14 protein-coding genes are annotated in these 14,897 nt (G+C 37.7%); 11 read left to right on the top strand and 3 right to left on the bottom strand.

What is annotated here, in order from left to right:
• Window positions 1-139 precede the first annotated feature (139 nt).
• The 5 genes from pheT to PHO71_RS04765 all read left to right on the top strand — a co-directional run bounded on the left by pheT (window position 140) and on the right by PHO71_RS04765 (window position 5,898).
• Window positions 140-2,602 carry a phenylalanine--tRNA ligase subunit beta gene (gene pheT, locus PHO71_RS04785; protein WP_300199719.1) on the top strand — a complete coding sequence of 821 codons (2,463 nt, stop codon included), beginning with the start codon at window positions 140-142 and terminating at the stop codon, window positions 2,600-2,602.
• A gap of 35 nt (window positions 2,603-2,637) precedes the next feature.
• A complete protein-coding gene (locus PHO71_RS04780) occupies window positions 2,638-3,375 on the top strand; it encodes a YebC/PmpR family DNA-binding transcriptional regulator (protein ID WP_300199717.1) in 738 nt (245 codons plus the stop codon).
• A gap of 7 nt (window positions 3,376-3,382) precedes the next feature.
• Window positions 3,383-3,628 carry a TIGR03905 family TSCPD domain-containing protein gene (locus PHO71_RS04775; protein WP_300199715.1) on the top strand — a complete coding sequence of 82 codons (246 nt, stop codon included), beginning with the start codon at window positions 3,383-3,385 and terminating at the stop codon, window positions 3,626-3,628.
• A gap of 218 nt (window positions 3,629-3,846) precedes the next feature.
• A complete protein-coding gene (locus tag PHO71_RS04770) occupies window positions 3,847-5,100 on the top strand; it encodes an Nramp family divalent metal transporter (RefSeq protein WP_300199712.1) in 1,254 nt (417 codons plus the stop codon).
• Window positions 5,101-5,133: 33 nt separating this feature from the next.
• A complete protein-coding gene (locus tag PHO71_RS04765) occupies window positions 5,134-5,898 on the top strand; it encodes an exodeoxyribonuclease III (RefSeq protein ID WP_300200017.1) in 765 nt (254 codons plus the stop codon).
• A gap of 7 nt (window positions 5,899-5,905) precedes the next feature.
• On the opposite strand, the gene PHO71_RS04760 is transcribed toward PHO71_RS04765, so the two are convergent.
• Window positions 5,906-6,313, bottom strand: coding sequence for a secondary thiamine-phosphate synthase enzyme YjbQ (locus PHO71_RS04760; protein ID WP_300199709.1), 408 nt, complete (start codon window positions 6,311-6,313; stop codon window positions 5,906-5,908).
• A gap of 73 nt (window positions 6,314-6,386) precedes the next feature.
• Here PHO71_RS04760 and PHO71_RS04755 point away from each other — a divergent pair, with 73 nt between their 5' ends.
• The 4 genes from PHO71_RS04755 (at window position 6,387) to PHO71_RS04740 (ending at window position 10,431) form a co-directional block, all read left to right on the top strand.
• A complete protein-coding gene (locus tag PHO71_RS04755; protein ID WP_300199706.1) occupies window positions 6,387-6,845 on the top strand; it encodes a C-GCAxxG-C-C family protein in 459 nt (152 codons plus the stop codon).
• 156 nt (window positions 6,846-7,001) lie between these two features.
• Window positions 7,002-7,202, top strand: a complete 201-nt coding sequence (locus PHO71_RS04750) for a winged helix-turn-helix domain-containing protein (RefSeq protein WP_300199704.1) — start codon at window positions 7,002-7,004, stop codon at window positions 7,200-7,202.
• A 130-nt stretch (window positions 7,203-7,332) separates the two neighbouring features.
• Window positions 7,333-9,114, top strand: coding sequence for a translation elongation factor 4 (lepA, locus tag PHO71_RS04745; protein ID WP_300199701.1), 1,782 nt, complete (start codon window positions 7,333-7,335; stop codon window positions 9,112-9,114).
• Window positions 9,115-9,252: 138 nt separating this feature from the next.
• Window positions 9,253-10,431, top strand: a complete 1,179-nt coding sequence (locus PHO71_RS04740) for a sodium:proton antiporter (RefSeq protein WP_300199698.1) — start codon at window positions 9,253-9,255, stop codon at window positions 10,429-10,431.
• 117 nt (window positions 10,432-10,548) lie between these two features.
• On the opposite strand, the gene PHO71_RS04735 is transcribed toward PHO71_RS04740, so the two are convergent.
• Both PHO71_RS04735 and PHO71_RS04730 read right to left on the bottom strand, forming a co-directional pair.
• On the bottom strand, window positions 10,549-11,709 hold the full coding sequence (locus PHO71_RS04735; RefSeq protein ID WP_300199695.1) for an acyltransferase: 1,161 nt from the start codon (window positions 11,707-11,709) through the stop codon (window positions 10,549-10,551).
• Between the two features lie 97 nt (window positions 11,710-11,806).
• On the bottom strand, window positions 11,807-12,370 hold the full coding sequence (locus PHO71_RS04730) for a Crp/Fnr family transcriptional regulator (RefSeq protein WP_300199693.1): 564 nt from the start codon (window positions 12,368-12,370) through the stop codon (window positions 11,807-11,809).
• 374 nt (window positions 12,371-12,744) lie between these two features.
• On the opposite strand from PHO71_RS04730, the gene PHO71_RS04725 reads away from it, so the two are divergent.
• On the top strand, window positions 12,745-13,113 hold the full coding sequence (locus tag PHO71_RS04725; RefSeq protein WP_300199690.1) for a BlaI/MecI/CopY family transcriptional regulator: 369 nt from the start codon (window positions 12,745-12,747) through the stop codon (window positions 13,111-13,113).
• Window positions 13,114-13,174: 61 nt separating this feature from the next.
• Window positions 13,175-14,830, top strand: coding sequence for a M56 family metallopeptidase (locus PHO71_RS04720; protein ID WP_300199687.1), 1,656 nt, complete (start codon window positions 13,175-13,177; stop codon window positions 14,828-14,830).
• Window positions 14,831-14,897: the final 67 nt, after the last annotated feature.

The raw sequence follows: 14,897 nt of genomic DNA, 5'->3' as shown, positions 1-14,897 counted from the left end.
CAGACTTTGATTCACCCTCATCATCTTTAATGGTACAGGATGACTCCCTTTTGCATTTTTCTTTCAAATCCTTCACTACCAACCAAAAAATCTTATTAACTTTGCGAATCTTTTTGAGAAACAATAAAAATTTAATTATATGAATATCTCTTATAACTGGCTGAAAGAGTATGTCAATTTCGATTTGACGCCCGATGAAACGGCGGCTGCGCTTACTTCTATCGGCTTGGAAACAGGTGGAGTGGAAGAAGTACAAACTATTAAGGGTGGTTTGGAAGGACTTGTGATCGGCGAAGTGCTGACCTGTGTTGAACACCCTAATTCTGATCATTTGCACGTTACTACTGTTAATTTGGGAGGCGATGAACCGGTTCAGATTGTTTGCGGTGCTCCCAATGTTGCTGCCGGACAAAAAGTGGTTGTTGCTACTTTGGGTACAAAGCTTTATGACGGGGATGAATGTTTTACGATTAAGAAATCTAAAATCCGTGGTGTAGAATCTACTGGCATGATTTGCGCAGAAGATGAAATAGGTATTGGAACTGATCATGCGGGAATCATCGTATTGCCGGCAGAAGCTCTTCCGGGTACTCTTGCTAAGGACTATTATAATATTAAAAGTGATTATGTACTTGAAGTAGATATTACTCCAAACCGTGCTGATGCTTGTTCACACTATGGTGTGGCTCGTGACTTGTATGCTTATCTTATTCAGAATGGTAAGGAAGCTACATTGCAGCGCCCGTCAGTGGATACTTTCAAGGTAGATAACCATGAACTAGATATTGATGTGAAAGTGGAAAATGGCGAAGCATGTCCTCACTATGCCGGAGTAACTGTAAAAGGTGTAACTGTGAAGGAAAGTCCGGAATGGTTGCAGAATAAACTTCGCCTGATTGGTTTGCGTCCTATTAATAATGTAGTAGATATTACTAATTATATAGTACATGCTTTCGGTCAGCCATTGCACTGCTTTGATGCCGGAAAGATTAAAGGCAATGAAGTCATTGTAAAAACAATGCTTGAGGGTACTCCGTTTGTAACATTAGACGAGGTGGAACGTAAGTTGAACGAACGCGATTTAATGATTTGCAACAAGGAAGAAGCGATGTGTATTGCGGGTGTATTCGGTGGACTTGATTCAGGTTCTACGGAAACTACTACCGACGTATTTATCGAAAGTGCTTATTTCCATCCGACATGGGTACGTAAAACAGCCCGTCGTCATGGATTGAATACAGATGCTTCTTTCCGTTTCGAACGTGGTATTGATCCGAATAGTGTTATCTACTGTTTGAAGCTCGCTGCCTTGATGGTAAAAGAATTGGCAGGTGGTCTGATTTCTTCTGAAATTAAAGATGTATGTGCTGCTCCTGTTCAGGATTTTGTGGTAGAACTTTCTTATGAAAAAGTACATTCATTGGTTGGTAAAGTGATTCCGGTAGACACGATCAAGAGTATCGTGACTAGCTTGGAAATGAAAATATCGAATGAGACTGCTCAGGGGTTGACATTAGCAGTGCCACCTTATCGTGTGGACGTACAACGTGATTGTGATGTGATCGAAGATATTCTTCGTATTTACGGATATAATAATGTAGAGATTCCTTCTACATTGAAGTCTAGTCTTACTACGAAGGGGGAGCATGACAAATCAAATAAATTGCAGAATCTGATTGCTGAGCAATTGGTTGGATGCGGATTTAATGAAATTCTGAATAACTCGCTGACTCGTGCTGCTTATTACGATGGACTGGAAACTTATCCTTCCAATCATCTGGTGATGTTGATGAATCCGTTGAGTGCGGATTTGAATGGTATGCGTCAGACATTGTTGTTTGGTGGATTGGAAAGTATTGCTCATAATGCTAACCGCAAAAATGCTGACTTGAAATTCTTTGAATTCGGTAATTGCTATCATTTCGATGCTGATAAAAAGAATACAGAAAAAGTATTAGCCGCCTATTCAGAAGATTATCATTTGGGATTGTGGGTAACCGGCAAGAAAGTTTCTAATTCGTGGGCACATCCTGATGAAAATTCATCTGTATATGAGTTGAAAGCTTATGTTGAAAATATACTGAAACGTCTCGGACTGGATTTACACAATCTGGTAGTCGGAAATTTGGCGGACGATATCTTTGCTACTGCGCTATCTGTAAATACCAAAGGTGGTAAACGTCTTGCATCTTTCGGTGTGGTAACAAAGAAATTGTTGAAAGCATTCGATATAGATAATGACGTTTATTATGCTGATCTGAATTGGGGTGAATTGTTGAAGGCGATTCGTTCTGTGAAGATCAGTTACAGGGAAATCTCAAAATTCCCGGCTGTGAAGCGCGACTTGGCATTGCTGATTGACAAGAATATACAGTTTGCTGAAATCGAAAAGATTGCTTATGAGACAGAGAAAAAACTGCTGAAAGAAGTAGAACTCTTTGATGTATACGAAGGTAAGAATTTAGAAGCTGGTAAGAAATCGTATGCCGTAAGTTTCTTGCTTCAAGATGAAAATCAGACGCTGAACGACAAGATGATTGATAAAATCATGTCGAAACTAGTGAAGAATCTAGAAGATAAATTAAATGCAAAATTAAGATAATACAAAAATAAATCATATTATAAAAATATAAACCAATGGGAAGAGCATTTGAATATAGAAAAGCCGCTAAGCTGAAAAGATGGGGTCATATGGCTCGTACATTTACAAAAATAGGTAAACAGATTGCTATTGCTGTAAAAGCTGGTGGTCCGGAACCGGAAAATAATCCTACTCTGCGTGCGATTATCGCGAATGCAAAGCGTGAGAATATGCCGAAAGATAATATCGACCGTGCTATTAAGAACGCAATGGGTAAAGATCAGAGTGACTACAAGAGCATGACTTACGAAGGATACGGTCCTCATGGAGTTGCTGTATTTGTGGATACATTAACTGACAACGCTACACGTACAGTGGCTGACGTTCGTTCAGTATTCAACAAGTTTGGCGGAAACATGGGTACAATGGGATCTCTAGCATTCTTGTTCGATCATAAATGTATGTTTACCTTTAAGATGAAAGATGGAGTTGATATGGAAGAATTGATTCTTGATCTGATTGATTATGATGTGGACGATGAGTATGAGGAAGATGAAGAAGAAGGAACAATCACTATTTATGGAGATCCTAAGAGCTATGCTGCTATCCAGAAACATTTGGAAGAAAGTGGCTTCGAAGATGTCGGTGGAGACTTCACTTATATTCCGAATGACTTGAAGGACGTAACTCCTGAACAACGCGAAACATTGGATAAGATGGTAGAACGTCTGGAAGAATTTGATGACGTACAAACTGTTTATACTAATATGCGTCCGGAAGAAGGCGAAGAGTAAACAGGTTATGGAATATGTATATAAAACAAAAGGCACTTGCAGTACGAACATTGAACTGAATGTGGAAGACGGTATTGTGAAGGAAATAACCTTTTGGGGTGGATGTAACGGAAATCTTCAGGGTATTTCTCGGCTGATAAAAGGTATGAAAGTCGAAGATGTGCTTCAGAAATTAGAAGGGGTACGTTGTGGAGGTAGAGTTACTTCGTGTCCAGACCAATTGTGTCACGCATTGCACGAGATGGGATATTGATCAATCTTTACTACCCCCCTTTTAAATATTATTTTAGGCGCGGATTACACGGAATCTACAGTTTTAGTTAATAAAAACTGTGTTTTAGTGTAATCCGTATTTTTTTTTGCCTGTTATTCACTAGTTGCCCATTCCTTATTTGTTGGTATTTTGAACTAAAAATAGCCTGTGATCGTTATTTATAAGTATATTTGTATTCAATAAACTATTATGCAATAATGAAAAATATTTTTCAAGACTTAAAACGCAAAGACCACAAACGATATCTGGGTGGATTGGATGTTTTTAAATATATTGGTCCCGGACTTTTAGTAACTGTTGGCTTTATTGATCCGGGAAACTGGGCTTCTAACTTTGCAGCAGGTTCCGAATTTGGTTATTCACTGCTTTGGGTGGTAACTTTGTCTACTATCATGTTAATTGTCCTACAACACAATGTAGCCCATTTGGGCATTGTAACGGGACTTTGTCTTTCAGAAGCTGCTACAAAATATACCCCTAAATGGGTTTCACGTCCGATTCTTGGTACTGCGGTATTAGCTTCTATTTCTACTTCATTGGCTGAAATTTTGGGAGGTGCTATCGCACTCGAAATGTTGTTTGATATTCCGATTATATGGGGCGCGGTATTGACTACTCTGTTCGTTTCTGTCATGCTATTTACTAATTCTTATAAGAAGATAGAACGTTCAATTATAGCCTTTGTGTCAGTGATCGGACTTTCGTTTATTTATGAATTATTTTTAGTAAAGATAGACTGGCCGATGACAGTAGAAGGGTGGATGACTCCTTCTTTTCCTAAAGGAAGTATGTTGATCATTATGAGTGTGCTAGGAGCTGTAGTAATGCCTCATAATCTCTTTTTACATTCGGAAGTGATACAGAGTCATGAATATAATAAGCAAGATAATGCCTCTATTAAGAAAGTGCTGAAATATGAACTGTTCGATACTTTTTTTTCTATGATTGTTGGCTGGGCTATTAATAGTGCAATGATTTTATTGGCTGCGGCTACTTTCTTTAAAAGTGGAATTCAAGTAGAAGAATTGCAACAGGCAAAATCTTTGCTTGAACCATTGTTGGGTAGCAATGCTGCAGTTGTTTTCGCACTGGCTCTTTTGATGGCAGGTATATCCTCTACTATCACAAGTGGGATGGCGGCTGGATCTATCTTTGCAGGTATCTTTGGGGAGTCTTATCATATAAAAGACAGCCACTCTCAGGTGGGTATTCTTCTTTCTTTAGGTATTGCTCTGTTACTGATATTCTTTATCGGGAACCCTTTCAAAGGCTTGATTATTTCACAGATGGTTCTTAGTATTCAGTTGCCTTTTACGGTGTTTTTGCAGGTGGGACTGACTTCTTCCCGAAAAGTGATGGGGGATTATGTCAATAGTCGTTGGAGTACTTTTGTACTTTATGCTATTGCTGTGATTGTATCAGTATTGAATATTATGCTGTTATTTTCATAAAAACAAATAGATATAAATCAATAAACAGATATGATGAAGATTATAACTTATAATGTGAACGGACTTCGTGCAGCTGTTACTAAAGGATTTCCGGAATGGTTGGCGCAAGAAAATCCTGATGTTCTTTGTTTGCAGGAAACGAAACTACAACCTGATCAATATCCGGCTGAGGTATTTGAGTCGTTAGGCTATAAATCTTATCTCTATTCGGCACAAAAGAAAGGGTATAGTGGGGTTGCTATTCTGACAAAGCAGAAACCTGATTATGTGGAATATGGAATGGGTATAGAGGCTTATGATAACGAAGGGCGTTTCATTCGTGCTGATTTTGGAGATCTATCGGTGGTCAGTGTTTATCATCCTTCGGGGACAAGTGGGGACGAACGTCAGGCATTCAAAATGGTCTGGCTGGAAGAGTTTCAGAAGTATGTGATGGAATTGCGAAAATCTCGTCCTAATCTGGTTCTTTGTGGTGATTATAATATTTGCCATGAGCCGATTGATATCCACGATCCTGTCCGAAATGCAACTAATAGTGGTTTTCTTCCGGAAGAACGGGAGTGGATGACGCGTTTCCTTTCCGTAGGTTTTATTGATTCTTTTCGTTTACTTTATCCTGAAAAGCAAGAATATACATGGTGGAGTTACCGCTTCAATTCACGTGCTAAGAATAAAGGTTGGAGAATTGATTATTGTATGGTGAGCGATCCGATGGGTCCGATGTTGAAGAGTGCGTGCATCTTGAACGGTGCTGTACATTCTGACCATTGCCCGATGGTGTTGGAAATAGAACGCTGAGTCAGGATTATAAAATAGTAATACTAAGTTTACGGGTGTCTCCTCCATCGCGAAATTCGCAGAGGTAGACACCTTGCCATATTCCCAGGTTTAGCCGATAATTTTTTATGGGAATAGTAACAGAACTTCCTATAAGCGATGCTTTTATGTGTGCACTCATATCGTCCGGACCTTCACAGGTATGGATGAAGTATGGAGCACTGTCCGGTACTAGTTTGTTGAAGAAAGTTTCAAAATCTTGCCGGACATCAGGATCTGCATTTTCATTGATCGTTAATCCCGCAGAAGTATGTTTAATAAAGATTACGAGTAAACCGCTTTCAGGTAGTGGAGGTAGTTGTGCAACTATGTCACGGGTAATCAGATGAAATCCGCGTGAGTAATGGTGTAACTGAATATCAAATGTTGTAGCCATTGTTTTCTTCGATTAATAAAACGGCTGCAAAGATACTTTTTTATACCTTTGCATGAAAATAAAAAAAACAGAAATGGAAGATAGAATACAAAAAGCAGTGGAGTTTTTTAAAAGCGGATATAATTGTTCACAGTCGGTAGTGGCTGCATTTGCAGATATGTATGGTTTTACTCAGGAACAGGCTTTGCGTATGTCTGCCTCTTTTGGTGGTGGAATTGGTCGTATGAGAGAAACGTGTGGGGCGGCTTGCGGGTTATTTCTTGTAGCGGGACTTGAAACGGGTGCTACAGAGGCGACAGATCGTGAAGGAAAAGCGGCAAATTATGCTGTTGTCCAAGAATTGGCTGCTGAATTTAAAAAGCGAAACGGATCGTTGATTTGTGGAGAATTGTTAGGATTAAAGAAAACGGAGCCTATTGTTTCACTTCCCGAAGAACGTACTAATCAATACTATACGAAGCGTCCGTGCGCAAAAATGGTGGAAGAAGCTGCCAGAATATGGGTAGAATACCTTGAAAAACGCTCAAAATAGGTAAGAAATAGCTGTTTTTATTACAAATAAAGCAAAAAAAGAATAGATAAAGTGTTATATAACATAAAAATAGCTATCTTTGCCACCGATATAAAATCTGATAGTTCTTTTGAATTGTTGATTTAATAGTATGTATAACTAAAATTTTCAAAGCAAATGTTGAAAGAAAAAGCAGGTGAAATTGCAGGAAATATCTGGATTGCACTGAATGGAACAGAAGGTATGACTGCCAAACAGCTGAAAAAAGCAACTAAATTGGTTGATAAAGACTTGTTCCTCGGCCTTGGCTGGTTATTAAGAGAAGACAAACTTTCTGTAGATGAAGTTGAAGGTGAACTTTTTATCAAATTGATTTAAGCGAGTAACTCACTTAAGCGATAAAAAAAATGCGTTGATACATTGTTATAATGTTATCAACGCATTTTTTTATGTTCCGCCATTTACGTATCTTTGCACACCAAAAAGATAAAATAAATTAGAATCCCGTATGAAGAATATACGAAACTTTTGCATCATTGCTCATATTGACCACGGTAAATCGACTTTAGCAGACCGTTTGCTGGAGTTTACACATACAATTCAGGTAACAAATGGGCAAATGCTTGATAATATGGACCTGGAGAAGGAAAGAGGTATTACGATTAAGAGCCATGCTATCCAGATGGAATACACTTATAAAGGTGAAAAGTATACTCTTAACCTGATTGATACTCCGGGACACGTAGACTTTTCATATGAGGTTTCCCGTTCTATTGCTGCTTGTGAAGGTGCATTGCTGATTGTAGATGCATCACAAGGGGTACAAGCACAGACTATTTCTAACCTGTATATGGCTATTGAACATGATCTTGAGATTATTCCTGTGATCAATAAATGCGATATGGCAAGTGCTATGCCAGAGGAAGTTGAAGACGAGATCATCGAATTATTGGGATGTAAGCGTGAAGAGATTATTCGTGCGTCCGGTAAGACTGGTATGGGCGTGGAAGAAATTCTTGCTGCTGTGATTGAGCGCATTCCTCATCCTGAAGGTGACGAAGAGGCACCTTTGCAAGCATTGATTTTTGACTCGGTATTCAATTCTTTCCGTGGGATTATAGCCTATTTTAAAATAGAGAATGGAATAATCCGTACCGGTGATAAAGTGAAGTTCTTTAATACAGGCAAAGAATATGCAGCAGATGAAGTAGGGGTGTTGAAGATGGATATGGTTCCACGTAAGGAGTTGCGTACTGGTGACGTGGGATATATCATTTCCGGAATCAAGACTTCAAAAGAAGTAAAGGTAGGAGATACGATTACACATATTGCACGTCCGTGCGATAAAGCTATTGCAGGGTTTGAAGAGGTAAAACCGATGGTGTTTGCCGGAGTCTATCCGATTGAAGCTGAAGAGTTTGAAGATTTGCGCGCTTCATTGGAGAAGTTGCAGTTGAATGATGCTTCTTTGACTTTCCAGCCGGAATCTTCACTGGCATTAGGTTTTGGTTTTCGTTGTGGTTTTTTGGGATTGCTTCACATGGAGATCGTTCAGGAACGTCTCGACCGTGAGTTTAATATGAATGTGATTACTACTGTTCCGAACGTTTCTTATATGATCTATGATAAACAGGGGGAAGTGAAGGAAGTGCACAATCCGGGAGGTATGCCCGATCCGACACTGATAGATCATATTGAAGAACCGTATATTAAAGCGTCTATCATTACGACTACTGATTATATCGGTCCTATTATGACGCTTTGTTTGGGTAAACGTGGTGAACTTATCAAGCAGGAGTATATTTCCGGTAATCGAGTGGAAATCTTTTATAATATGCCTTTGGGAGAGATTGTTATTGATTTCTATGATCGTTTGAAGAGCATTTCAAAAGGATACGCTTCATTTGATTATCATCCGAATGGTTTCCGTCCGTCAAAACTTGTCAAGTTGGATATAATGTTGAATGGAGAGCCGGTGGATGCTCTTTCTACGTTGATACATTTTGACAATGCATATGATATGGGGCGTCGGATGTGTGAAAAATTACAAGAACTTATTCCCCGGCAACAGTTTGATATTGCTATACAGGCTGCTATCGGTGCAAAGATAATTGCCCGTGAGACGATTAAAGCAGTTCGCAAGGATGTGACGGCGAAATGTTACGGTGGTGACGTGAGCCGTAAGCGTAAGTTGCTTGAAAAACAGAAAAAAGGAAAGAAACGAATGAAGCAAATTGGTAACGTGGAGGTTCCTCAAAAAGCCTTCCTCGCTGTACTGAAGCTGGATTAAGATACTACCGCAAAACGATTTTTCAGAGTCTTTTTCTGAACAAATCGTTTTGCGGTTAGTTTTTTATATACCAGGTGATTGCTCTCTGTCTACAGAGCTTTCCCGGGCAATCACCAAGATTAAAATATATTTATAAATATGAGAAAAGTTCTGTCTTTTTCGGGTTTCCTGATGTTGGGACTCGTTGTTTCACAATTCCTGCCGATGATGGCGGGTGACGGTTTTGGAACCGTTAAATCAGTAGCCAATGTACTACTCTATGTATGTCTTAGTTTTATCATGATTAATGTAGGTCGAGAGTTTGTTCTTGATAAGTCGCATTGGAAAAGTTATGCACAAGATTATTTTATAGCGATGGCTACTGCGGCTTTACCTTGGTTCATGATTGCAATCTATTATGTTTTTGTATTGCTTCCGCCTGAATATTGGAATAGTTGGGAGGCTTGGAAAGAGAATCTATTGCTGAGCCGTTTTGCTGCACCTACGTCGGCTGGTATTCTGTTTACGATGTTGGCAGCTATCGGGCTGAAGTCGAGTTGGATTTATAAGAAAATTCAGGTGTTGGCTATCTTCGATGACTTGGATACTATTATTTTGATGATTCCACTTCAAATTATGATGATTGGATTACGTTGGCAGTTGATTATTGTGGTTGTAATTGTATTTTGGCTTTTGGCTATTGGTTGGAGACAACTGAATAAATATAATTGGCGTCAGGACTGGAAGGCGATTCTCTTTTATTCAGTGATTATTTTTCTGGCTACACAATTGCTTTACCTTGGTAGTAAACAATTGTATGGTGAAGCAGGAAGTATTCATATTGAGGTGCTGTTGCCGGCATTTGTATTGGGTATGATTATGAAGCATAAGGAACATGATACGCCTGTAGAACGAAAAGTTTCAACCGGAGTTTCTTTCTTTTTTATGTTTCTGGTAGGAATGAGTATGCCTCATTTCATAGGAGTGAATTTTGCAGAAACTCATGCAGGTGCTTATTCGGTAACTGGTTCACAGGAAATGATGTCATGGGGAATGATTTTGTTTCATGTAGTAATCATTTCCTTCTTATCAAATATAGGAAAGCTATGCCCAATGTTTTTCTATCGTGACCGAAAATTGAGCGAGAGACTTGCTTTATCTATTGGTATGTTTACCCGTGGCGAAGTGGGTGCAGGAATTATATTTATTGCTTTAGGATATAATTTAGGGGGTCCTGCTTTGGTTATTTCCGTTTTGACTTTGGTACTGAACTTAATTTTGACGGGAATATTTGTCCTTTGGGTGAAAAAACTTGCTTTAAGAAGTTATTCTGATTAAGAATTTACTCTTACCAATAATTGATTTTTCAATTGTTGTTAACATCAAAATGAAATGCACTTCTAAAGTCTAAATATAACTTTGAAGTGCATTTCGGAATGTTAAGTTTAGTCTGGTTTAGTTTCTTGTTTTTTTATTTAAAAAGCGCTTGGCTAGGTATTTCCGTACAGGTTCATCATATAGTTTCAAACATAGATAAGCAAACAAAATATTCCATGCGTAAACGCACAAGGCAACTTGCCAAGTCTGTTCGAAAGTAAAGAGTTGATTTTTAATTAACCATGCGTAGAACAGATACATAAATGGATAATGAATCACATAGATTGGATAAGATATATCTCCCAAGAACTTGCAAATTTTAGTTGAATTCTTGTCAGTAGTAGTTCCCGATGCTCCCAGCCAGAGAAGAATAGGGAAAGCTATGATAATACAAAATGCTTCATAAACACCGTTTGTACAAATTGGCTCTGTACCTTCCAAATAAGGTACTGCGAATAAAAGAATTAATATGATTGTACATATCCAGAAAGTACCTTTTACTTTAATAGGCTTAAATTTACGCGATAAGAGCATACCCATAGAGAAAGGAAAAAGCATTCTTAATAATCCGCCTGCAAAGTTTACTCCGTCTAATGTCCAACCTACTCCTATATTTCCATAACCTGAGACATCAAGGATAGCAAATAATGCTAATGCAATTCCGGTCAATATAACAAGTACAGTCAATCCCTTATTTGACAAGCGACGAATAAATAAGGCATAAAGGATATTTCCTATATACTCAAAAAACAATGACCAACATGGGCCGTTCAATGGGAACATTTCTCCGTTACCACGAACTTCGTAGCCAACACCCGGCATTGCAGGGATAAAGAATATTGTACAAAGGAGGGATAGCATAATCATAGATATCCCAATATGTGTTCCGTCCCATTGCACGCAACCTTGAATGTAAAATGTAATAGCACCCAGAACGGCACCCATCACTACCATGGGATGAAGGCGTATTAAACGGCGTTTAAAGAAGTCTTTCATTGTCAGATTCTTTCGCCAGCGATCATCGTATGCATAAGCAATAACGAAACCTGAAAGGATAAAGAAGAAATCTACCGCTAAATATCCGTGATTGAAGGTTTCGATAGCACCGCCACCGGCAAAAGCGTAGCCTTCGAATATATGATACCATATAACCATAAGAGCTGCTACACCACGAAGTCCGTCTAGAAGATCATAATGTGGCTTGGTGTCTGTAAAAGCTGATGAAGAAATACTTGACATCTGTTTTTTATTATTTTAGTTAATATTTTCAGATGGTAAAGATACAGCTTACAAAACGAAGTTCTTTTGCTCTAAAGCAAAAAAGACCCATAAATATCTATTTTTTAGCGCGTACCCGACTGAGTGTATAGATGGAAATACCGAGAAACGCAGCTACATACTTCAACTTCACCCGATTTATTAATCCGGGATAACGCTGATTGAATTGTTCATATCGCTCTTTGGGCGAAAGTTGAAGTCTTTCTACAAACATATGACTGAGTTCTTTATTGACATTCTGGTGCAGGATTCTTCCCCAATTAGCTATGTCAATATACGTTTCGTAAAGAATATTGAGTTTATCTATATGGATGACATAGATTTTGCAATCCGAAAGAGTTTCAATACTTTCTATGGATGGTTGTTTATAATATAATGAATCCATCCCAAAAGTAATGTCACCTTCTTGGCTGAACCAAGTAGTAGTGTCCTGTCCATTGTGGTGAAATACAGAGCGGGTAACCCCTTCTTCAATGAAATAAACCAACCGGTCTGTTATTCCGGATTGTACTATATAAGTATCTTTTGGATAATGCATTAATTGCATATTTGCCTGCAATGCCTGAAGTGCTTCATCGGTGACCGGGTAAACTTGTCTGATTTTGTAGATGATGTTTTTCATTAAAGAGGAATTCATTATTCTGCTTGCAAATGTACATGATTTTATCAATTTTTAAAAATTATCTATCTTAAATCCACTGCTTTATAAATGAAAAATACCCAAAGCATTGAAATGTAACAAGTCGCTAAATGAATAAAATAGATAGATTTTAATCTACTTTTGTTTTTTATTCCGAAAGCATAATCTTGATGTTTTTTGATTAAGATCTCTTGTTATCATGATTTTGTTATTATAATAATATGGTGAAACAGATGTCTACTAATAATAATAGTTAAATAACTAACACTGTTAGTAGATTAACTATTGTTATTAGTTGTTTGTTTGATTATAAGTATTATATTTGTGGTGTAATACTAAATAATAGCATGGAAGGTATGAAACGATTAACAGTAAAAGAAGAAGAAATTATGCGAATGTTTTGGGAGAATGGTTCTATGTTTGTTCGTGAACTATTAGTGTATTATGATGAGCCTAAACCACATTATAATACCGTTTCTACGCTTGTAAGAGGCTTGGAAGAGAAAGGATTTGTTGGGTATAGGGCTTATGGAAATACTTATCAATATTATGCCCTTATTTCGGAGAAGGAGTATAAAAGTTCTGCTTTGAAAGATGTCATTTCTCAGTATTACAATAACTCTTATGTTAATGTCGTGTCTTCTTTTATTGAAGAAGAAGGTATGTCTGTTGATGAATTGAAGGCATTGATAGACAGTATTGAGAAAGGACGATCTAAAAAATAGTCTTTACTTTATTGGATAATATATCTTATAAAATACTCAATTTCTAAATAAGTTGATACCAATGGGCGAGTTTTTATTTTATCTGCTGAAATCTGGATGTTTCCTCATTATCTTTTATCTGCTTTTTAAGTTATTGATGAGTGGAACTACTTTCTTTCGCTTTAATCGGATCGTCTTGTTAGCTGGAATATTGGGCTGTGCATTTTTACCTTTGATAGAATTTACTACTGTGGAGGAAACTCTTTTTACTATTCCTTTGCGGACTATTCAGGAGGCTTTGGGTGATGAACGGAATATGGTGTTTCCGGATGGGGTGAACTGGACTATGCAAAAGGATGAAAATGGGAGCGGACGGACTGTGAATTGGTGTCCTGTTATTTTTGGGTATATTTATTTTTTAGGTGCTTTGTTTACTTTATGTTGGTTGTCGGTTTCTCTTTTCCGAATGTTTCAGTTGATAAAGACCGGAGAAAGGTATCAATGTGGAAAATATAGGCTGGTAGTTGTTTCACAACCAGTCTCCTCATTTTGTTGGGGGAAATATATTGTAGTTTCAGCATCTGATTATTCTCGGCAAATAAATGAAATATTACTTCATGAGACGATGCACTTATGTTATCGACATACGCTTGATCTATGGCTTATGCAATTCTTTTTGGTGTTCTATTGGTTCAATCCGGTGATTTGGTTATTGAAGCGAGAATTACAGGAAATGCATGAATTTGAGGCGGATAATGGAGTGCTTAATACAGGCATCGATGCAAAAAAATATCAACTTTTATTAGTGAAAAAAGCTGTTGGTACAAGGCTCTACTCTATGGCTAACGGCTTTAATCACTCTAAACTTAAAAAACGTATTACTATGATGTTGAAAGAAAGAACAAACCGTTGGGCTAGGTTAAAGCTATTGCTTGTAGTGCCCATTATGGGTGGGGCAATTTATGCATTTGCACAGCCCGAAGTGAAGAGAACATTGACTCCAATTGTGGAGGAAGTCGCTCAGAAGCAACAGGAAGATAATTATTGGGAATTGATGAATTATTTTAGTAATGAAGAAGATGCTTATCGAAATCGAATGAAGGGTAAGAAAGGTTTCTTTTTTCATCATAATGGTCTTTTTATAAATAAAGAGAATCGGCTTTTGTTTAATGGAGATTATCCCGAACTAAAGGATTTGCAAGGGATAATAGAGGAACAGCTTTATAATTCGTGGAAAGAGCATAAAAAATTTACGGAGGTTTTAGTGTATCAGTTTGACCGGAGTGCTAATGAAAGTACAATGAGGGATGTTTTTCAAAGTGTAAAGGGTGCGTATACTAATATTCGGACAAGAATAGCATTGGAGTCCTCTAATGATAATAAAGCTTATTTAGACTCTGTATTTCCAATTCTTGTTAGGCAAGCTGGTCCTCCTAAAAATTATAAAAAGCAGGTGGGGGCTCCTAAAAATAATAATAAAAAAGAAACAACTGAAGTGATATCAAAAGCTACTGTTACTCTTCACGAATCCCCTGACGGAATAAAGAAGGAATTGAAGGATTTTACTTTGGAGGATTTGAGGAAGGAAATAATGGCTGTCAAAACAACTTCGAAAGATTCAGATGGAATAACTATCGGTCTGAAAGTAACTAAGGATTGTGCAATAGGAGTAGTAGAGGATATAAAGCAAGTTCTTAGAGAATGTAATGCATTGAAGGTTAATTATTGGATTCAATGATAGACGTGGGGAAGTAAAACTCCATTATGTAACTGCTTAAACGTAGATTAATCCAGATTATCGCAAG

It is taken from the genome of Bacteroides sp., assembly GCF_028690125.1.
GTDB lineage: Bacteria > Bacteroidota > Bacteroidia > Bacteroidales > Bacteroidaceae > Bacteroides.
Note: the sequence above shows the minus strand (reverse complement) of the source record. Positions and strands in the feature narration are given on the sequence as shown.